The sequence below is a fragment of the Bernardetia sp. ABR2-2B genome, assembly GCF_037126435.1.
GTDB lineage: Bacteria > Bacteroidota > Bacteroidia > Cytophagales > Bernardetiaceae > Bernardetia.
Genome location: NZ_CP147020.1, coordinates 1,704,846 through 1,726,065 on the forward strand (window position 1 = coordinate 1,704,846; position 21,220 = coordinate 1,726,065).

At 32.1% G+C, this 21,220-nt stretch carries 19 protein-coding genes; 9 read left to right on the plus strand and 10 right to left on the minus strand.

Going from position 1 to position 21,220, the window contains the following annotated elements; all coding sequences use genetic code 11:
- Positions 1–58 precede the first annotated feature (58 nt).
- From WAF17_RS07100 to rsmA, 4 genes are all read right to left on the minus strand, one after another.
- On the minus strand, positions 59–835 hold the full coding sequence (locus WAF17_RS07100) for a DUF4382 domain-containing protein (RefSeq protein WP_338768113.1): 777 nt from the start codon (positions 833–835) through the stop codon (positions 59–61).
- Between the two features lie 112 nt (positions 836–947).
- Positions 948–1,955 carry a hypothetical protein gene (locus WAF17_RS07105; RefSeq protein WP_338768115.1) on the minus strand — a complete coding sequence of 336 codons (1,008 nt, stop codon included), beginning with the start codon at positions 1,953–1,955 and terminating at the stop codon, positions 948–950.
- Between the two features lie 246 nt (positions 1,956–2,201).
- Positions 2,202–2,618 (minus strand): START-like domain-containing protein, encoded by a 417-nt coding sequence (locus tag WAF17_RS07110; RefSeq protein WP_338768117.1) that lies wholly within the window; start codon positions 2,616–2,618, stop codon positions 2,202–2,204.
- A 123-nt stretch (positions 2,619–2,741) separates the two neighbouring features.
- On the minus strand, positions 2,742–3,554 hold the full coding sequence (gene rsmA, locus WAF17_RS07115; RefSeq protein ID WP_338768119.1) for a 16S rRNA (adenine(1518)-N(6)/adenine(1519)-N(6))-dimethyltransferase RsmA: 813 nt from the start codon (positions 3,552–3,554) through the stop codon (positions 2,742–2,744).
- Between the two features lie 230 nt (positions 3,555–3,784).
- On the opposite strand from rsmA, the gene WAF17_RS07120 reads away from it, so the two are divergent.
- From WAF17_RS07120 to WAF17_RS07135, 4 genes are all read left to right on the plus strand, one after another.
- Positions 3,785–4,696 (plus strand): ATP-grasp domain-containing protein, encoded by a 912-nt coding sequence (locus WAF17_RS07120; RefSeq protein WP_338768121.1) that lies wholly within the window; start codon positions 3,785–3,787, stop codon positions 4,694–4,696.
- Positions 4,697–4,705: 9 nt separating this feature from the next.
- A complete protein-coding gene (locus WAF17_RS07125) occupies positions 4,706–4,975 on the plus strand; it encodes a hypothetical protein (protein WP_338768123.1) in 270 nt (89 codons plus the stop codon).
- A gap of 154 nt (positions 4,976–5,129) precedes the next feature.
- Entirely contained in the window at positions 5,130–5,918 is a 789-nt protein-coding gene (locus WAF17_RS07130; RefSeq protein ID WP_338768126.1) for an enoyl-CoA hydratase/isomerase family protein, read from the plus strand.
- 73 nt (positions 5,919–5,991) lie between these two features.
- Positions 5,992–6,219, plus strand: a complete 228-nt coding sequence (locus WAF17_RS07135) for a 4a-hydroxytetrahydrobiopterin dehydratase (protein ID WP_338768129.1) — start codon at positions 5,992–5,994, stop codon at positions 6,217–6,219.
- A gap of 135 nt (positions 6,220–6,354) precedes the next feature.
- Here the strand turns inward: WAF17_RS07135 and WAF17_RS07140 are convergent, their stop codons facing one another.
- Together WAF17_RS07140 and WAF17_RS07145 are read right to left on the minus strand one after the other, a co-directional pair.
- The gene (locus WAF17_RS07140; RefSeq protein WP_338768132.1) at positions 6,355–7,170 is read right to left on the minus strand and encodes a YsnF/AvaK domain-containing protein; all 816 of its coding nucleotides are present in this window, start codon (positions 7,168–7,170) and stop codon (positions 6,355–6,357) included.
- Between the two features lie 151 nt (positions 7,171–7,321).
- Positions 7,322–7,864: a YsnF/AvaK domain-containing protein gene (locus WAF17_RS07145; protein WP_338768135.1), complete on the minus strand. Its 543-nt coding sequence runs from the start codon at positions 7,862–7,864 to the stop codon at positions 7,322–7,324.
- A 281-nt stretch (positions 7,865–8,145) separates the two neighbouring features.
- On the opposite strand from WAF17_RS07145, the gene smc reads away from it, so the two are divergent.
- Both smc and WAF17_RS07155 read left to right on the plus strand, forming a co-directional pair.
- Positions 8,146–11,694 carry a chromosome segregation protein SMC gene (gene smc, locus WAF17_RS07150; RefSeq protein WP_338768138.1) on the plus strand — a complete coding sequence of 1,183 codons (3,549 nt, stop codon included), beginning with the start codon at positions 8,146–8,148 and terminating at the stop codon, positions 11,692–11,694.
- Between the two features lie 148 nt (positions 11,695–11,842).
- Positions 11,843–12,268, plus strand: coding sequence for a hypothetical protein (locus WAF17_RS07155; protein WP_338768140.1), 426 nt, complete (start codon positions 11,843–11,845; stop codon positions 12,266–12,268).
- Positions 12,269–12,505: 237 nt separating this feature from the next.
- On the opposite strand, the gene WAF17_RS07160 is transcribed toward WAF17_RS07155, so the two are convergent.
- Positions 12,506–13,072, minus strand: coding sequence for a nitroreductase family protein (locus WAF17_RS07160; protein WP_338768143.1), 567 nt, complete (start codon positions 13,070–13,072; stop codon positions 12,506–12,508).
- A 219-nt stretch (positions 13,073–13,291) separates the two neighbouring features.
- Here WAF17_RS07160 and hisS point away from each other — a divergent pair, with 219 nt between their 5' ends.
- On the plus strand, positions 13,292–14,677 hold the full coding sequence (gene hisS / locus WAF17_RS07165) for a histidine--tRNA ligase (protein ID WP_338768146.1): 1,386 nt from the start codon (positions 13,292–13,294) through the stop codon (positions 14,675–14,677).
- A gap of 101 nt (positions 14,678–14,778) precedes the next feature.
- Here the strand turns inward: hisS and WAF17_RS07170 are convergent, their stop codons facing one another.
- From WAF17_RS07170 to WAF17_RS07180, 3 genes are all read right to left on the minus strand, one after another.
- Positions 14,779–15,735 (minus strand): Brp/Blh family beta-carotene 15,15'-dioxygenase, encoded by a 957-nt coding sequence (locus WAF17_RS07170; protein ID WP_338768148.1) that lies wholly within the window; start codon positions 15,733–15,735, stop codon positions 14,779–14,781.
- The gene (locus tag WAF17_RS07175; RefSeq protein WP_338768150.1) at positions 15,650–16,858 is read right to left on the minus strand and encodes a lycopene cyclase family protein; all 1,209 of its coding nucleotides are present in this window, start codon (positions 16,856–16,858) and stop codon (positions 15,650–15,652) included. The genes WAF17_RS07170 and WAF17_RS07175 overlap by 86 nt, the downstream gene beginning before the upstream one ends.
- A 200-nt stretch (positions 16,859–17,058) precedes the next feature.
- Positions 17,059–18,552 carry a M23 family metallopeptidase gene (locus WAF17_RS07180; RefSeq protein ID WP_338768152.1) on the minus strand — a complete coding sequence of 498 codons (1,494 nt, stop codon included), beginning with the start codon at positions 18,550–18,552 and terminating at the stop codon, positions 17,059–17,061.
- A 552-nt stretch (positions 18,553–19,104) separates the two neighbouring features.
- On the opposite strand from WAF17_RS07180, the gene WAF17_RS07185 reads away from it, so the two are divergent.
- Both WAF17_RS07185 and WAF17_RS07190 read left to right on the plus strand, forming a co-directional pair.
- Positions 19,105–19,917 (plus strand): hemerythrin domain-containing protein, encoded by an 813-nt coding sequence (locus WAF17_RS07185; RefSeq protein ID WP_338768154.1) that lies wholly within the window; start codon positions 19,105–19,107, stop codon positions 19,915–19,917.
- A 205-nt stretch (positions 19,918–20,122) separates the two neighbouring features.
- A complete protein-coding gene (locus WAF17_RS07190) occupies positions 20,123–21,163 on the plus strand; it encodes a TM2 domain-containing protein (RefSeq protein WP_338768156.1) in 1,041 nt (346 codons plus the stop codon).
- Positions 21,164–21,220: the final 57 nt, after the last annotated feature.

Consider the following 21,220-nt stretch of genomic DNA (forward strand, 5'->3'; position numbering starts at 1 on the left):
AAACTCATTCTACATCAAATGTAAAATGAGTTTTGATATTTCTTCACAAATAATATTTTTATTGAATTGTAATTGTATCTAATGTATTTACTTCTCCATCAATTACCACTACATCAGAAATTGTAACAGGAGCATATTCCACAGGAGGCTCAACTCTTACTTGGTATGTTCCAGCAGGAAGTCCTTTTACTAAGAAACAACCATCGTTTGTATAAGCAGTTGCCACAACTCCACCATTTTGAGAAACTGTTACTAAAGACTGAATTGTTACGGCAGAGGTACAGCCTTTCAGAGAACCACCATCACTTTCAACGAAAGTACGAATAACAGGCTTTAGGTTGTAATTTCCAGAATTTCCTGCTTTTACGATAGAACGAGCAGCATCAAAATCTAAGACAATTACATACTTCAAATCAGCTTCTAAAGTTGTATTAATTTTTAGCTTCAAGCCAGATTGCTGTGCGCTGGGTGTTCTTAATGGAATCGTTTCTCCATCTTCTACGAGAGTATTATTTTCTCCCAAAATCAAACGAATTTGAGAAACTTTACCAGCAGGTAGTTCTTCTGTTGCTAAAAGAGCATCGATTCCGTTAGTAAGTTCCAAAAGATTATAAATTCCTGTATTTGTAGGAAGTGTTGTCCAGCCTTGATCTTCGTCAGCAGCCGTTTCAGAGGTATGGATTCTGATTTCTTGTACATCAATATAGACAGCTTCATAGTCAGCAGGAGCATCTACAAGACGAACTTCTAATTTTGCTTGTCCACTTTCCTTTTCTTTATTACAAGAAAAAAGAGAAATAGAAAGTAATAAAATAAATAAATAATGAATTTTCATAGTTTTTTCTCTAAAAAAATATTTTAAAAAATAAAAAATATAGTTTCTAAGTGTGAAACTATATTTATAGAACATAAATAATACTATGTTGTTTGACAAAAATCATTCTAATTTAACTTTCAGTTGTATCTTCATCCACCTTATATTTAGATTCTATGCCTTGAATATGGTTTTCTAAATCTTCAAAATTTGAAAAGACTTGAATTTGAGAAAGTCTCTTATCATTTTCTGCTTCATCTTTATCTTCTGAACTATCCTCCACACTCTCTAAAGTCGTTTGTTTTTCATTTTCCAAATCAAAGCTTTGTAATTCTTCTTCTTGAAAAACCTCCCTTGTTTTAGTTGTTGTAGCTTCTATTTCTACAATTCTTTCTTCTTTTTTTATTTCATTCATTGGGTGTCTTGAAGGTTCTGTAAGCTCTTTCTCTTCCTCTATTTCATTTTTTTCTTGTGCTACATTTTCAGTCTGATTGTGTATATTTTCAATTTCAGCAGCATCTACATTAGCTTTAAGGTTTTCATATTCCTCCATCAATTCTTCTAATTCATCATCACTATAAACTGGACTTTCAGGGTGTGTATATTGTCTTAGCCAAACCTCTCCTTCTTCTATTGTTTTGAAAACAGCACAATTTACAAGAGAAGTCAGTTTTTCTCCCATTCCATATTTCAAAGAAAAAACGGCAAAAATATCTTTATCTGAAACGACTGTAGCAAAATGTTGCAACCCTGCATCATGAACCATCTGCGACCATACTTCATTTGCCCAACGTGGAATATTTGGGTTTGTTCCCTTAAACTTTTGAGCATCTAAAAACAAACATTTTACTTTTGTATGACGAATCATAGCTACTTCTTTCAAAAGCACTTCACGAACTTTCTCCTCACTCACAAACTGTTTCCAAATTACATCAATACGACGTTTTTCTGGAATCCATTTCATAGAAATATAATCTGTTTCGAAATGAGTAGGCGTATCTATAAAGCTTTTATGAAGATTTTGAGCTAAAGGTTGCTCTTCTGGTGGGCGTTTGGAAGGTGGAAAAACAGGCTTTAAACTAGAAGGTTTAGTAAAAGAACTTTCTGTATTTGATTGCTGTATATTATTATTGATGTTCATATCCTTAGTGCTACAAAGTAAATAGAATAGAAAAATACAAGACAGACAGATTACGCCAAGTAAAAAATTACAAACTACGTTCAGTATCTCTGCAAGTAGCTTATAGCTTTGTCTTGAATATTTTTTTTATTGAATTATTTATAGAATAGGATTTGTTGTTTTGTCTCTTTACTAGTTCAAATAGTTAGCCAGTAGATTTTTTTTGATAGAGAAATAAGGGGTTTTTATCGAAATAAAACTGTATTTTTAAGCACCTAATTTTTCCCTAAGCGTCTCTACAAGCCCGTCCCAAAGCTCTTCCAAAACTTCATCATCATTCATTTCTGAATAATCTCTGATTACTAAATAAGTAGTATCAGTCAGTTCACTATAATTAAGTTTGAGTTCTAAGAAATTTACATCCTTCTTTTTTCCTCTATTTTTTGCTTTTCCTTCCTCTACATTCTCTACAAACTGGTAGCGAATCATAGAATTGTTTCTTTGTGAGACTACCTTTGCAATATGGCTTTCATTATCCCAATGAATATTTAGAAATTTATCTTCCAAAACCTCTACTCTCTCAGCAAACCACTCTTCTAACCCTTGTGGTGTGGAAATAAAAGGATAAACCATCTTGACGGCAGCACGTATTTCGTACTCGGCATTATATTCGTATTTACTCATTTTTGATAAATTGTGTTGTTATTTTATTATTTCAACCAAAGATATATTTTTTTTCCTTAGACCAAAAAACTAAGAGGCTGTTTGAGTTAGTAATATACCGTATTTTTTATTCGAAAAATATCTCTATTCTTTTTCAGCTTCTCTTTCTCTTTCAAAAATTTGTGCTAATTCAATAAAATCTTGTACAGAAAGTTGTTCGGCTCTTCTACTAAGCATTTGATTCAACGCTTCTTTTTCTTTAAAAGCATTTGGAATACCTAAAGGTTTTAAGGCACTTCGAAGCATTTTTCTTCGCTGATTGAACCCAAACTTAACTAACTGAAAAAACAACTTTTCATTACAATCTAAAGTTTCTACTTCATTTCTCTTTAGACGAATAACAGCAGATTTTACTCTTGGAGGAGGATTAAACACCTTTTCACTTACTGTGAAGCAATACTCAATATCGTAGTAAGCCTGTAACAAAACACTCAAAATTCCATACGTTTTGTTTCCGTGTGGCGATGCAATACGCTCTGCCACTTCTTTTTGAATCATCCCAACCACTTCTGGAATTTGATTTTTATACTCTAAAACCTTAAAAAATATCTGAGAAGAAATATTATAGGGAAAGTTTCCAATAATCCCAAATTTCCCTTCAAAAACAGTTTCTAAGTCCATTTTCAAAAAGTCTTCATTGAGAAGTGTTTGGTCTGTAAAACCTAGATTTTCCTTGAGATATTCTACCGATTCGTCATCAATTTCTACAACAGTTAAATCATATTTTTTATCATTCAGAATAAACTTTGTCAGAACACCTGTACCTGCTCCAATTTCTAGTAGATTTGTATAACTCTCATCTTGCATTTGATTGACAATCTTACGAGCAATATTTTCGTCTTTTAGAAAATGTTGTCCTAGGTGTTTTTTGGGTTTTACAGGAGATTTCTTCGCCATATTATTTTATATATTTACTTCGTTTTTGATTTCATAGCAAAGATACTAACTAAACTTCTTTGAAAAAATTAACCCTGATAATAAACGTTATCACTGTTATTTTTGTATGTCAGTCTTCTAGACTGACTAATGATAAATAAAGGCTATTTTTTTATGTTCAGACAAGATGTCTGAACTACCTGTAACAAACCATGATAACCTTTAATGTTTATTTTACCTCTATATATCAAATGAAAATAATTTATTGTGATAGCATCATTGACCCAAAAGTTATAGATTCTGATTATGAAGCAGAACAAAAAGCTGCTCAAAATGCAGGTTTTGAAACCTATCTATTGAGTTTTGAAAAAATACTTGAAGAAAATATTCATTCTGCACTTCGTTTTATACCACAAAAAGAAGAAAAAGAAATAGCTCTTTATCGTGGTTGGATGTTGAAACCAAAAAATTATGCCTTACTGTATAGTGGTCTTTTAGATAAAAATATTCAGTTGATTAATTCACCAAAAGAGTATGAACATTGTCATTATTTGCCTAATTCGTATTCCAAAATAAAAGAACATACACCTCTTTCTAATTGGTTAAAATTAAATGATACAATTGATTTTGAACAAATTTATCAACTAACAAGTCAGTTTGGAGAGAGCCCAATTATTATAAAAGATTATGTAAAATCTGAAAAATATTACTGGGAAGAAGCCTGTTTTATTCCTAATGCAGCAGACAAAGAGAAAGTAAAAAGTAGCGTAGAAAAATTTATTGAGCTTAGAGGAAAAGAGTTGAATGAAGGTTTGGTTTTTCGTAAATTTGAAAAATTAGAATTTCTAAAAAAGCATTCTAAAAGTAGTTTACCTTTGACTAAAGAGCTAAGAATTTTCTTTTTGAATAAAAAAATCTTGACTATTTTTAATTACTGGGAGGAAGGAGAGTATGGAGATACAAAACTAGAATTAGAAAAATTTATTCAAATTGCTCAACATATAAAAAGCATTTTTTTTACAATGGACATTGCTCAAAAGACAAATGGAGAATGGATAATTATAGAACTTGGAGACGGACAAGTTTCTGAATTGCCAGATAATGTTGATAAAAATATTTTTTATACAAACTTGAGAGAAATTATTCAAAATAATAGACTTTAAAATCTCAAAATGAAAAAAATTGATATGACAAAGCTCTTCAAACTCCTCACAATCATTTTACCTTTTGCTATACTCGCAAATGTAGGATTGAAAATAGACGAATATAAAGACGTAATTCCACTTTTTACGATTATAATGGGAGGTTTTGGAATGTTGATTGGTTTTGCAGCGCATCATTTTTCAGAATCTAAAAAGATGATTATAAAAATTGCTGCACTAATTGGAGTTTTGATTTTATCTATCGGAATAAGTGTATTTGCTTTTTTAGCTTTTGTTTAACTTCTATTTAGTTTTACAAAAAACTATAAAATTCTTAAATACACGAAATAGTATGCACGCCTAATTTCTATTTTTGCGTTTTTTTTAGTAGTATTATAATCTTAATTAAAAATTACCACAACAGACTACGAAATCTGTTATACATTATAAAAAAATGACAAACCAAACCCTACAAACAAGTTTTGAAACCTTAGCTGTTTCAAGTAAAGATAATATTGTAACTCTACAATTAAATAGAGGAAAAGCAAATCCGATTAATCGCCAAATGATTAGTGATTTACATGCTTTTTTCGAACAAGCAACCAATGATGAGGACGTAAATGGCGTAATCCTCACAGGAAAAGACAAGTTCTTCTCTTCTGGCTTAGATTTGAAACAGCTTTATGCAATGAATGAAGAAGAAGTGAAAGAATTTTGGGTGGCATTTATGAAAATGACAAAAGTAATTGCTTCTTTCCCAAAACCACTTATTGCAGCTATTACAGGACATAGCCCTGCTGGTGGTTGTGTATTGGCAGTTTGTGCAGATTATCGTGTGATGGCAGAAGGAAATTATATTATCGGACTCAATGAAATTCCTGTTGGAATCGTTGTACCGAAAGTAATTTTTGACTTGTATGCGTTTTGGATTGGAAACAAAACAGCTTATCAATATCTTTTGGAAGGAAAGTTAATCAGCCCAAGTGATGCAAAAGAAGTTGGACTAGTTGATGAAGTAGTAGCTGCTGATAAAGTGTTGGCTCACGCAGAAGAAAAAATGGAAGACTACGCCAATTTTGATGGTAAAACATGGTCGTTGAGCAAAACGAATCTTCGTGGAGGAATGCTAGAAGGAATGAACATGGATAATTTGGACGAAATACTAGAGCCAATGCTCAAACAATGGTGGTCGCCAAGAACAAGAAGTATTCTGAAAATGATTGTAGCTTCTTTAACTAAATAAATTTATGTAATTCTACCTCGTTGATGCTCAAATGAAGCCGTCAACGACGGTTTATATCAAAAAAACATATATCATGTGGCAAGAAAAAGACAATAAACTAACAAAAACATTCGAATTCAAGGACTTTAAAGAAGCCTTTTCTTTCATGACTCATGTCGCTTTTTTAGCAGAAGAGCATCAGCATCATCCAAACTGGAGCAATGTCTATAATAAAGTAGAATTTGAACTCACTACACACGACGAAGGAAATACTATTACAGAAAAAGATAGAAAATTAGCAGAGGCTATTGATAAAATTTAATCTTTCTTATCCCATTATCTATTAAAAAAAATCATTTTTGTAGAATAAAAAAAGACCTATCATTTTTTTAATGATAAGTCTTTTTGATTGGAAAAAATTTTATTTACTAGAAATAAAAATTAAGTCTTCCGTTTTTTATACGCTACGACTTTCTTCGCCAACAAGTTCTTCTACTTCTACTTTCGTCTCACGGACTGTATCCTTAATTGTCTCTTCTCGCTCTTCAACTGTTTTTCCAAGTTTTACCTCTTCTATAACACGAGCATCTTTAGAAACAACTGCTTTTTCGGCATGTTCGGTTACTTCTACCTTTCCTTCTTGGAAAGCAGCAAAATCAGCTTCTGTAGCTGGACGATTAATTGGACTGCGCTCTACATAAACATGTTCGGAACGTAAACGTACGTTTTTCTCTACTGGTTTTTCCACCATATAGCTACGTAGTCTTGCTCCACGACCTGTCTCTGTAGTACGTTTACCAACGTGCATTTTTTCTTCAATTACTTTAGCAGATTGTTCTTCTTCTACTTCTCTATAATCTTGATTTCTATCTTTGTTATACATTTCTAAAGAATAATCTTCGTTATTAGCAATTGCTTTTTGATATCTTTCATAATCACTTTCTATATCGATAGCACCCGAATTATTCAAAATGTTTAAAGCTACTTGAGCTTCCTTTTTCGAATCTGCATGTACTGTCAGAAGTGAGTTACGGATAGCTACATCACAATACATTTTTTTACGCTTCTCGTCTTCATCATCTGCAAAGAGATTTTCAAAAAAACGAGTGATTGTATTTTCATTATGATTTTCGTCTTGATAAGTATAATCTTTACCTGCTGGACGTGCTGACAAATCAATACTGTCGGCTTCAATACCATTTTTTGTTAATTGATTGACTGCATATTGTGCTTCTTCTCCTGTTCTGAAAATTCCGATTACTGTGTTACTCATAATATAAGTATGTTAAAAATTAAGTTGAAAAAATAAATTATTGGCAGAGTTTTAAGAACCAAATAACTCAATAAGCTATTCATTTCTTTACTCTATTCTATTAAAAATTTTGATTGATAATGATTTATTGTTGTTCCTGATTAGTAGGCAGCTATTTAGCATCTTGACTCATATCTTGACGCTCTACCGAAACCTTTTCGGACTTTAACGTTACGTCCTCTGTATGAATTTCTTGTTTTTGTGTTTTGGTAATATGTATTTCTTCTACCAAAAGTGTCTTTTTTTGCACCACAACAACCTCTTTTAAAACTGATACAATGGTTGTGTCGCCTTCTTGACGAATGGCAGCAGGATTCTGCTCAACATATTTGTTGATAGCCTTGCGCTCTACTTGTACCTCTGTATGATTGATAGGTACTTCTACTTTACTTTTTTGCTCATCTACTTTTTTGATGATTTGTACCTTTCCAGATTCTATTATTTCCTTTTCTATATGGATTTTTTCCTCCATTACAGGAATAATAACTTCCTCTCCCTCTTGATATATTTTATCAAAACCATTTTGCAGAACAGATTTTTCATCATGTCCTTCACGATTGCTTATATCTGCTTGTTTCTCTCCCTTATTTTGAGGTTGATTTTGAGATGTAAGAGTTTTGTTTGGTTTAGAAATAGAATCTAAGTTAGTAGGCATAAAAGATTAAACTAAAAAAATAAGAATTAAAAAAATGATAACAAATTAAATGTTATATGTATATTGTAATTGTGTGTTTGTTATGTAATTCTTACTATATATACTAATTTACTCTATATTTTGTTTAAATAAATTTCAATTTTCCTATTTGCAGAGAGTTTAGAAGAAATTAAAGTTGTGTGATAAGCCTATTATTTTTTGTAATTTTACCAATCAAGTAATTACAATAGTTCGTTTGTAGGTCAAAGGTTCGCCTTTGACATCTGATATTTCAAAAATATATGCAGCTTCTAAGATTAGAAATAAAAGGATTTAAAAGTTTTGGAGATAAAGTAGTCGTTCGTTTCGACGAAGGAATTACTGGTGTCGTAGGACCGAATGGTTGTGGCAAATCAAATATTATTGATGCCATGCGTTGGGTTTTGGGTGAGCATAGAACTCGTCATTTGCGTTCTGATAAAATGTCAAACATTATCTTCAATGGAACAGCCAAAAGAAATGCTGCCGATGCTGCTGAAGTTTCTTTATATTTTGATAATAATAGAGCATTACTTCCACCAGAATATAAAGAAGTCTGTATCACAAGGCGTTATACTCGTAGTGGTTCTAGCGAATATTTTTTGAATGGAACACCTTGTCGTCGAAAAGATATTACCAATCTTTTGATGAATACAGGTGCAACATCGAATAGTTATGCCATCATTGAGCTAAAAATGGTCGATGATATTCTGACCGATAGAGAAAATGCAAGAAAAGTAATGTTTGAAGAAGCTGCTGGAGTGGCACAGTTCAAACAGCGCAAAAAAGAAACCTTAGCAAAACTTGAAGCTACGTTGTCAGATTTGGAGCGTGTAGAGGATTTGATGCACGAGATAGAAAAAAACATGAAGGGTTTGGAACGCCAAGCCAAACAAGCCGAAAAATATTTTTCTACAAAAGAAGCCTACGAAAAGTTTAGTATTGCACTAGCAAAACGCCAAGTAAAATCAAATTCAGATGATTTTGTAGAACTCAATACTCAAATCAATGAAATCTTAGCCCAAAAAGAAACGCTTACTAAAGAACAAGAAGATTTAGAAAAATCTATTGAAGAGCAAAAGAATACAGCAACAGAACAAGAAAAAATTATCTCTGAAAAGAAACGTTATTTGTCTTCACAAATTGAAAAAATAAATCATCTTCAAAACGAAAAAGTTAGAAACGAAGACAGAACACAGTTTTTGAGTAAAAATAGAAATCAAATTGAAGAGCAATTATTAGAAGATGAATCTGGCACAAAACAAGCAGGACAGAGCTTAGAGAGTTTGCAGCAAAATTTGGAAAGTCAAGAAAAGCAATTTTTGGAAACTCAAAGTATTTTAGAGAATTTCAAAAAATCACACGCAGAAGAAAAAGTAAGAACTGAAAACCTTAGAAGTGCGATGCAAGCAGCACAAGAAAAATTCAAAACGCTGCAAAATGATATTCTTATTCTTCAAAAAGAAATTGAATTAAAAGAAAACCAGCAAAGTGGCTCAAAACAAGAAAATGACCAAATTGCGCTAGATTTTTCTGGACAGGCTGATGAGCTACAAATTACATTGAAGAAAGTTGGGGAAATTGAAAATGAGCTAAAAGATAGAAATACAGAAATATCAAAACTTGAAGAACTTGAAGCCGAACGAACACAAAAAATAACTTCACTAACTACTCAAATTGAATCTCTAAAAGAACAAATAGGAACAAAACAAAGACAGGAAAGTAGCTTGAAAGCAGAACAAAACCTAACAAAATCACTTGTTGAGAATATGGAGGGTTTTTCGAATGCTTTGAAATTTTTGAATAACTCATTAGACAAAGAAAATTCTTGGTCTGAAAATGCAGTTCTCTTAGCTGATATTTTTACAGCAAAAGATGATTACAATGATGCTCTACTTTCAATTTTAGAGCCGTATCTCAATTTTTATGTCGTTCAGACAGAAAGTGAAGCACGAAAAGCTATTTCTTTACTCTCAGAAAATGAACAGGGAAAAGCTAACTTTTTTATCTTAGACAAATTAGAAAACGTAATTCCAAACCTTCCTCCGATTGATAATGCCGTTGCAGCTTTGGCAGTCATTGAGTTTGATGAATCGTACAAAAAACTGGCATATTCGTTATTTCACAATGTGTATTTTAGTGAAAATGATAATTCAAATGATGTAGAAGGTTTTACGATTGCCCTAAAAAATGGCGAGTTTGTAGCTCGTAATGGTGGAAACTGGACAGGAGGAAAAGGAAAAGAAAATGCAAATCAAAATTCTCAACTGGGCAGAAAGCAGCGTTTGGAAGAATTAGACAAAGAAATTATAACTATTGAAAAAGAAATTACTGATTTAGAGAATCAAAGAAATGAATTTTTATCGCAAGTAGAAAATTTGAAAGAACAATCTAAGTTTGAAGAGCTGAGAGAATTGAAGAATGAAACTAATCACGTTTCACAACGAAAAATATCGCTTCAAGCCAAAGCCGAACAGATGCAAGAAAATGTTAGACGAAGCGAAGAGCGCAAACAAGCAGCACAAGAACGTTTGAGTATTTTGGCAGAACAGATTGAAAAATTAAAGCCAAAAATCAGTCAGAAAAAAGAAGAAGTAATAGAAGCCGAACGAGCGTATTATGATTTGAATGATAAATATTCTATTCAAAATGAGCGTTTTGGAGAAATTGCAGAAGAATTGCAAGAAAAAAACATGAATTTTATTCAGTTTGAAAATAAGCTAGAAAATCTCAAACAAGAAATAAAATTCAAACAAACCTCATTATTGACAGGAAAAGAACGCATTACACAAAGTCAAGTTCAGTTACAAGAAATTGCAGAAGAAGTAAGTCAGCTTAAAGAAAAAATAGCTTCTCAAATTGAAGAAATAGCTTCTTTAGAGGAAATTAAAGTCGATTTGCAAGGCGATTTATCAGAAATTGAAAGTCAGTTTTACAAGCTCCGTGAAGAAATAACGAGAGTAGAAAAGGTAATCAAAGAACTACAAAGACAACGAGAAAACTGCGATACTCGTACCATGTCTTTTCAAAATAAACTCAATGAAACGAAACTAAAACTCACAGCAACAAGAGAACGCCTTTCAGCAGAATTTGAAATAGAACTTACAGATGAACTCTTAGAAGCCCAAACAGAAGAAGACGAGCTTCCAGACGAAACACTCATCGACGAAATAGAAGCAGCAAAACGCCGTCTGCAACGCATCGGAACAATCAATGCCACAGCAAAAGAAGCCTACGACGAAATAAAAGGCAGACATGATTTTATTACAGAACAACGCAGCGACCTTTTCGATGCTCAAAAACTCTTAGAAGACACCATAGCAGAACTTGATGAGGCAGCCAAAACAGCCTTTTTAGATGCTTTCAATCAAATCCGTGAAAATTTTATTCGTGTTTTCCGTTCGCTCTTTTCAGAAGAAGATAATTGTGATTTAGTTTTATCCAATCCAGAAGACCCATTGGAGTCTAAAATTGAAATCATTGCACAGCCAAAAGGTAAGCGACCTCTTACCATCAAACAGCTTTCGGGTGGAGAAAAAACACTTACAGCCGTTGCGCTTTTGTTTGCGCTTTATCTCTTGCGTCCTGCGCCTTTCTGTATTTTTGATGAAGTAGATGCGCCTTTAGATGATGCAAATATTGATAAATTCAACAGAATCATCAAGAAGTTTGCAGAAGAAGTACAGTTTATTATCGTTACCCACAACAAGCGCACAATGGTAAGTACCGATGTTGTTTATGGCGTTACGATGCCTGAAATCGGTGTTTCTAAAGTCTTGCCTGTGGATTTGAAAGGGATTTTGGTAGAGTAGAAAACAATAGTATAAGAAAGCTAAATATTAGTTAGCAGGGAGAGTTTAAAACTTGTAGGTATTTAAGAATAACAACGTAGAATATAATTTCTCTACTCTTAGGCAACCTCTTGTTTAACAAGAAAATAAAGAATCAATTAATTCAATTATGGAAAACTCTGATATAAATACTTTTCACTTCGAAAATGACTGTTTCGTTTTTGATACAACTACTTTTCCTCAGATTTTTGTAAAATTCAAAACTCCACAACCTAACAAAAAACAATTCTATGAATATTTGGATTGTATGGACACTATTTTTCTACAAGAGAACAAATACGTCGTACTTATAGAATTGAATGGTTCGGAATATCTGAAAGCTGAGTTTAGAGAAAAACAGGCAGAATGGAATAATAAGCATCATCAACACATGAGAGAATATTGTCAAGGAATGGCTAATATTAGCCACTCCCAAGAACAAATAACAATTGTGAAAGCTATTATGAAAAGTTATCCACCTCCTTCCCCTATTTTGATAACAGATACAAGAGAAAAAGCCGAACACTGGTTGGCTAATAAAATGCCCTTATATTAAAGTTCACGATTTCAACAACAAAACTCAGTTCTATAGAATTGTGTGCTATTTTCCTGCCATTATTGGTGTTTAGTTTCGGTTTGGCGTTGTGATGACCAACAAAAAATAACAACGACTTTTTTTGTTTTGCTAGTTTTGCAAAAGGCGAATACCAACAAGTAAAAGCTACACGAACAGAAGTAGTTATTGATAAGAAAAAATATAGGCTAGAATCGCTCTAGCCTATAAAAATTTGATTTATTTTCCCATCTGTCCTACAAAAGTAATTTCATCTAAATCCTTTCTAGGAGATTCTGGAGTTTCTTGTTCTTTCAAGTCGTTTGGTAGCTGGTTTTTATCTCCTACATAGCCTATTGCTACAAAACTAACAGGCTCAAAATCGGCTGTAATATTTAAGTTTTTTACAGTTCTTTCTTTATCATATCCTGCCATATTATGCAGGTAAATATCCATTGACATAGCTTGTAAGCTCATATTCCCCATAGCAAGTCCAAGGTCGTGCCACGAATGTTGATTCGGTTTGCCATTGTTTGAAAAACTCTTTTTTGCCACCGTAGCTACTAAAACAGAAGCATTCTTTGCCCACTCTTGATTAAATTCAACCAAACACTCTAACAATAAATTAAAATTTTCTGTGTCTTCTTTGTGTGCATAGACAAATCGCCAAGGTTGTTCATTAAAACAAGATGCTGCTTTTCCTGCTGCTTTGAAAAGTAAATTCAAATCTTCTTTAGAAATACTTTTTGATGAAAAAGCCCTTGGACTCCAACGCTCTTCAATGATAGATAAAATAGAATTTGACATAAAATAAAAATGTGTTTTTAGGTTAAAAAATGGAATATAACAACAGCTAAATAAGAATTTGATGCAAAATGTTTGGATAAAAGTCAATTGCTCGGTTATCAACAAAGTAATTTGATAGAGATAAATAAAGAATTAGGAACTTTCAAGCTACTTTTTTGGTATATTTGTATCACTACAACATAAAAAGATATTTTTAAGAAAAAACATCGAAAATAAGTTATGAAAAAACCTTCTGTTCCACAAGGAATGCGTGATTTTTCGCCCAATCAAATGCTCAAACGTCAATGGCTTTTTGATTCTATTAAAAAAGTATTTATAAAATATGGTTTCTTGCCTTTAGAAACACCTACCATGGAAAACCTAGATTCTCTGACAGGAAAATATGGTGATGAAGGTGACCAACTTCTTTTTAGAGTACTTAATTCAGGCGATTTTTTGAAAGATGTACGCAAAAAGGATAGTCAAAAGAAAGTAGAAGAATTAGATTATAAAGAAATTACTACAAAATTGAGTAAGCGAGGTTTGCGTTATGATTTGACTGTTCCATTTGCTCGTTACGTGGTGCAGCACCAAAGCGAAATTACTTTTCCTTTCCGTAGGTTTCAAATTCAGCCTGTTTGGCGTGCCGACCGTCCACAAAAAGGGCGTTATCGTGAGTTTTATCAATGTGATGCTGATGTCGTAGGTTCAGATTCATTGATTAATGAAGCCGAATTATTACAAATGGCTGATGAGGTGTTTCAAAAACTAAATCTGAAAGTTACCATAAAACTCAACAGTAGAAAAATATTGCAAGGACTATCAGAAGTCGTTGGTTTTGCAGATAAAATGACAGATATTACTGTTGCAATTGATAAGCTAGATAAAATTGGCTGGGAAGGTGTGGCAAAAGAACTCAAAGAAAGAGAGCTTTCAGAAGAGGCTACTTCCAAAATACAAGAGTTTATAAAGGCAACAACAAGTGTAGGCACGAGTTTTAATAGCGAAAAACTAGAATATCTAAAGAAATTTTTCACAGGAAACCTAGTTGGAGAAGCTGGTATTATAGAATTAGAACAAGTACAGCAATTTCTGAATGGTATTCCATTTGTCAATAACTTAGAAATTGACCCAACACTTGCACGAGGTTTGGGCTATTACACAGGTTGTATCTATGAAATAAAAGCTGATGAAGCCGAGATGGGAAGTATTGGTGGAGGTGGTCGTTATGATGACCTTACAGGAATTTTTGGTTTGAAAGGCTATTCAGGTGTAGGAATATCTTTTGGAATAGAACGAATTTATGATGTTTTGGAAGACTTGGATTTATTTCCAAAAAACGTTTCAGAATCTACCAAACTGATTTTCTTAGCCTTTGATGAAACTGCACGTATTTGGAGTTTGCCTTTAGTAAGAAGACTTAGAGACAGAAATATTGCTACTGAAGTTTATACAGAAAATAAAAACATGAAGAAACAATTTAATTATGTTGATAAGAGAAATATTCCTTTTTCAGTAGTTGTAGGAGATAATGAAATGAAAACAGGCAAATTAGCTGTCAAAAATATGATTGATGGTTCGCAAGAATTGATGTCCATTGATGAACTGATTGAAAAATTTTCTTAGGCAAACTGTCAATATTTTTTTTCAAAAAAGCCTTCAAAAATATCTAGTTCTTGAAGGCTTTTTCTTTCACATTTATTTAGCTTATATTTTGTGATATTGTATCAATCATAAATGCTTTCTATCAACAAAGCGTGAGGAGCAGTAAGAATAGAAATCAAGACAAAAAATACAAATAATAGGTTCGGAGTGCTAAACTCAAAAAAATACAACCCTGTTAGTATGATTCCAATTCCTAAAAAACTAATCAAAGAAAAAGGCAGTACATCTCTACCATATTCTTTCAAAGAATAGCCTTTTTCAAAGCAATCATCAAATACTTTTATTTCTTTCTCAATCGTTTGTAAGCTATGCCATAAGGCAAAATAGATAGCAAAAGTCAGTAACAAAGACACACTCCAGCATAAAAATAGCAATAAGATAAGCAATGCTAATTCTTGTAAAACTTTCGAAAAACTTATCTTTTTTCTAGTAGCCAAATTTACTAATAACGCTACCAGAACAGCTATATTTGCTATTAGAATATATTCAAAACGAGCCAAAATATATTTCATTGGTTCAATGAAAGGCGTTCCAGAAAGAATAGAAAGAGTTTCATCTGCATTGAATCCTAAAATACTTAACAATAGTGTACTCCCCCAAAAAAAGTATAAGAGAGTTTTAAGCCATTTTTTGCTCTCAATAGTGAGATAATAAAGTTGTGATTGACCAAAATGATATGCTGAAAAAGCCAGAAAGACTATAAAACAAAATAGGGGCAAAAAATACCAAGCACATGCGTAAGCTAACATTGTACCTAAATAAAATAGTAAAAAATACTTCCAAGAAGTGAGTTTGTTTTCTCTATTTTTTTGAGAAAAAAAAACAATATGGTCAGTTGCTCCGTGTGGAATGCCTAATGTTATCATAAGCACGATAAATATACCAAGCTCTGCCAAAGAAGTTAAATCAAAAAATGAGGAAAATAATCCTGCACTAAAGGTAAGTAGTATTACCCAATTTGAAACTACGCCTACTTTTGAGGTTAAAGATTTTCTTATTTTTCCAAAAATATTTCTCATATACGGCTTTTAGAAAAGGATACCAAGATAAATTAAAAAAAATACGTGCTTCATCTAATAAGCTACTCTTTTGAGTCAGAAATTTTATTACTGATGGCAAATCATTGTTTTTAAACAAATTTTCCATTATTCCCTGAAAAGAATGGGGTCTCTTTTTGATAATATGTAAAAGCAAACCATCATAAAAAGAAAAGCGTTTTGGAGTAGCAAGTTTTTTTAGTTGGATTGTTTTGAAGTCTTTTTGCCAATGATTTATCAAATCTTCACAAAAAAATTGGATGTTCTGGAAGGTATATCCAGTCGTCGCTTTTGTCATTCCACCTGCTGCACCGACATGAAAAACCGAAGAAGAACTACGCAAGGGCATAGGCTTAATCGTCATGGGAATCATTCCTTTCTCCTCCTCTACTACTTCAAAATCTACAACTCCAATTTTTTCTTTAATATACTTTCTAATTTTGGCTTGATACTTTTCAGGGTCTTGAAACTCTGTAGTAAAAACCGTACATTCAATAAGAGCATATTTTTTAGTAAAAGGTAACACATAAAAAAACTCAATTTTGTCTTTCTCGTTCATAGAAAAATCCATAAGAGTAGCTGTATCTGTATCAAAAACTTCTTTATTCGTTTTGATAAAATATCCTTTAAAATATTGCTTTACTTCTGTTTTGTTTAGAGGAAAAGCAGAGCTAAATTGAGGTACGCTATTAAAAATCCAGTCAGCACTATATTTATTGATATCAGTTGTAACCTCACTATTTGATTCATTAATGGTTATAACTGTCTCTTGTTGCCATTTGATATTTTCAAATTTCTTTAACTGTGTTTTTATTTCTTCGTAAAAATCTAGTCCTCTGATATGATAATAATTATAAGGAACTAGAGATGCTTTTTTTTCAAAATTTTTACCCAAAAACCTCATGTTTTGCCAATGTACTTTTCTTGCACATTCAAATTTAGGAGCTTCCTCTGACCAAAAACACCAAGTACGGTCATTATTTTGTTTGCTGTCTTTATCTAATAAAAGAATTTTTTTATCAGCCCAAATACTTTTGGATAAATGATACGCCAAACTAAGCCCTGCAGCACCTGCGCCCACTATAATAATATCAAACTTAGTCAATGTTATGTTGTTATTTAAGAGTTGTTTTGAAAAGTATTCTATCTTATTTATTAGATAACTAATTTTAAAAGGTAGATAAACAATAATAACATCATTAACTGTATCAATAGGCTTTTGTTGAAAAAATATAAGAGTAAAACAGATAAGCCTTCAAAAACTAGATGTTTTTGAAGGCTTTTTATATTTTTCTTTATTACTGTTTAGCGTACTCTCAAACGCCTTCCCAACCTCAAATTCGAACGTGTACTAATATTATTGAGTTTACAAATAGATGAAATAGTAACGCCATACTGACGACTGATTTTCCAAAGTGAATCTCCACTTTTTATTTTATGATAAATTACTCTTCTTACAGATGTATCACCATCTTCATCTCCGTCATCTTCGTGAGTATGTGTAGTATTTACTCGTGCGCCTAAGTGTTTGAAATTAGCAGCCGTAAGCTCAAAATCTTTCAATTTGATTTCATTTTTCTCAAAATCAAAAATAGTTGCTGGGTCTATCGAATTTCCTTCATAACGCATCTCAAAGTGCAAGTGAGGTCCTGTACTACGCCCTGTGCTTCCACCTTTTCCAATCATCTGACCAGCCTTTACATTATCTCCAATTTCTACGTTGGTTGCGCTAAGATGTCCGTAAACAGTTTCTAGTCCGTTGTTGTGCCGTATTACAATATGATTTCCAAAACCTCTACCATATTTTTTTACTCTAATCACTCCATCAAATACGGCATAAATCGGGTCTCCTGTGTCTAAGTCTAAGTCTGTTCCGTGATGCCAACGATAACGGCGATACCCAAAATTTGAGTTGATTCTATTACTTGCCATTGGTGGCGACCAATACTGATTTTTTGCCGAATCATAAAGAGCTATCTGAACTGTATCTCTAAACTTAGAAGCATCAATTCCGTAAGGATTAACCATATTTGAATCCCAAACTTTATAATATTGGCGCATCGTAATCCAAACGCAGTCAATTGCAACTTCTTCTGAAATCAGAACGATATTACTCATTTTTGCATTATCGTAATTGCTTGTATCTTCTCTGAACAAACTCTTACGAGCATTCATGCTAATAGAAAGTGTATCTAAAAAAAGTGAATATCCCCAGCTTCCACCAAGCGTACTTAGGCGAAGCATTGTTGTATCAGAAAGATTTAAGAGGGTAGCATTGGCAGGACGAAATTTTTCCTCTTCATAACTATCTCCTCCAATAGAAGGAGCAGTTGTATTAATAACATCAGATTCTTCTGACGATTTTGCACCTATTCCCTTTAGTGAATCGTTCTTTATTTTTCCATTTGCAGAAGCAGCCATAAATAAGGCAGAATCAATAGTAGTTTTGGAAATACCAAAGGCATCTATCGAATCTTTCTTTGCAACAGCTAAAGTAAGTTTTAAAGAATCTATTTTTTCATCTTTTGTAGCATCTTCTTTTTGAGCTACTTTTTCAATATTTTTTTTATCTGATTTGTCTGTTTCTTGGTTTGTAGGAAGAATTAGTAGATTAGGAATTACAATAGTTTGAAAATCACTTTGATTATTTTTATTTTTCTGTGAGTTATTTTGAGCAGTAGCGTTATTTTTTTGAGCTAAAAAAGTGAATAGAATAAAAAAGAAACTGACAAACTTTATTGCTTTATTATACTTTAAAGTGTGATAAAATACTTTTTTTGAGTAATTATTCGAGTCCATTTGGGAAGATAATAGGGATTTAAGGCATAAAATCTATTCTGTAAAGAAACCTATTGTTTGATTAGTGAGAATGTATTTTTTTTATGAGTTTTAATTATTAGAAATCTTAATTAATAACTACTTATTTTTTTATGAATTTAATAAATAAGTCCTTGATAATATTTTTGTGAGTAGATAGCGTTTAACTAAAAGTTATGAATCAGAAACTAACTTTCTGAAAAAACGTTGAAATATTTTTTATTTAATAGGAACTAATCTTTGATTAATTTTCTTATAAATGAATGTGCAATTTACAACTATTTTATAAACACTACCAAATATTATGATTCCTTTGTTTATTTTGTTGTACTTATCAATTGAAGAATAGGAATAAATTGATTATACTTCTATAAATCTTGAATTTTTAGATTTTGAATTAGATTAATTCACATAAAATCTGATTTTTCTCTGTCCTAAAGAATAAAAAAAGAAGCAAAAAACAGCAATCAGTTTTGCTCAAAAATCTATATTTTTGTAGATTAGGAAATTAGTTTTTCAAACAACAAGAAGCGCATGGAAAATAAAGGTAATAGTAAAAAAGAAAATAATACTGCTCTCAAGCCTACCGAAAATATAACTGATTTAGTTTCAAAGAACTATATTTATGCTGCTACGCTTCATTACTTTGGAATAGATTTTTATAATCATAGGCATCAAACATTGGCTCAAAGCTGTGCAGAAAAGGGAATTGATGCTACATTATTGATAAAGCAATTGGAGGAAGCAGTTAGTAAAAAGAAAGATGCTTACTCTTCAAAGGTAATAAATCAAAATATTTCTCACTATCCTGTTGAGCTTGTCATTGATTACTTGAAGCACTCACACCGTATTTTTATGCGCCGTAGTTTGCCTTATATGTCAAAGCTGGTTGATGATTGTGATAGTAGTAGATTCGAAAATAAATACAAATCCATTATAGAGGATTTGAAAATTGCCTTCCCATTGTTTGCAGAAGATTTTATTCATCATATTTTTGAAGAAGAAGATTCGCTCTTCGATTATATTAGTCTTTTAGATAATGCTTTCTATGAAAAAATACCGATGACAAAGGTGTTTTATCCGATGCAAGAGCATTCTATTTCTCGTTTTTTACGTCAGCACCAACAAGATGATGATGAAATGAAGGGAATTAGGGAACTTACACAAAATTATAAAACAAGTAAAGATACGCCTCTTTTAATAAAAGTATTATATTCAGAATTGAAAGATTTTGAAGAAGAATTACAACTTCATGCAGATATTGAAAACAGAGTTTTACTTCCTAAAGCATTAAAATTAGAACTAAAATTAAAACAAAGTATAACAGAAAAAAGTAAGTTTAACTGATTGGGAACTAGGAATTGGATATTGAGAATGAGCTGAAAATAAATGATGATGAAAGTAAGCAACAAAAATACAAATATTCCTAAATCAGCTTGTTTCTGTAATCCTTTAAATAATTTTTACGTAAGTTGTAATAGAGATTAAAAGCAAACTTGAAAACTTAGAGATTATATCACAAGTAAAAAAGATTAAGTCAATACTAAAGTAAATGGGAAATTTAATATTACCACCTTCACTCACTCGTGAACTTCCTTATGCCGTTACTGCTCAACTTTCAGAACTGCCACAGGAAGCACAACGGGAATTTTTTGAAGAATATAACCGAAATGCACGTACTACTTCGATAGGCTATATTTTGCATTTGCTTGTTTTTGGGACACATTATGCTTATCTCAATCAATGGCTCTTACAATTTTTATATTGGTTTACGGCAGGAGGTTTTTTTATATGGACATTTATAGATTTATTTAGGATTCCTGCAATGATAGAATCACATAACAACAAAGTAGCAGACCAAACACTTCGTCATGTACTTGTAAAGTATCGTTATGGACTCAAAAAACCAACAACAGCAGACGCTATTTCAGATTCTAACTATTCTTCGGCTAAAGGCTCACGATTTATGCTCCGAACGCCTTATGACTTGCAGAAAAAAAATACTAAAAAAGATAATCATATTCATTTAGAAAAACGAAGTATTACCAAAATCCGTCCGATTGCACCACGTATTTTAGATGCTCCAGAAGCTGACCCAATGCGATTGAGTATTGTAAATATAAAAGCAGGATATTTGGTAGATTTTGACCTAACGACATGGGAAACAGTACAAGAATGGCAATTTGATTGGGATAATGGAAATAGTGGAAAAGAGTTTCGTTTAATAAATGAAAAAGAAACGCTGCATTTGTATCTGCGAAATGAAGGCACTCAATTACATACTATTTTAGCTAGAAAGGTAAATATTCATTCTATTGATAGAGAATTAGAGGAGGAAATTCAGACAAATAACCGTCCTCCTTCGGTACTTAATTATCAAGAAATAGATTATTTTAGAGAAAACACAAAAACAGGTTGGAGACACGAACTGACAGCCAAAACAAGCGCAAACAAACTTACTATTTGGGAATATTTTGATGAAACAATGACATTTTTTATGCGTGTCGAACAAATTGAAAATCAAACCTATAAAGTAACTGTTGGAGAGGTAATTTCTCCCTTTGAGTTTTCGAATGTATTACCAAAAGAATAATTTTTTTCGTAAATTTAAGTAGAATCTAGTTTTTCAATTTCAAAGTGTCTAAAAAAA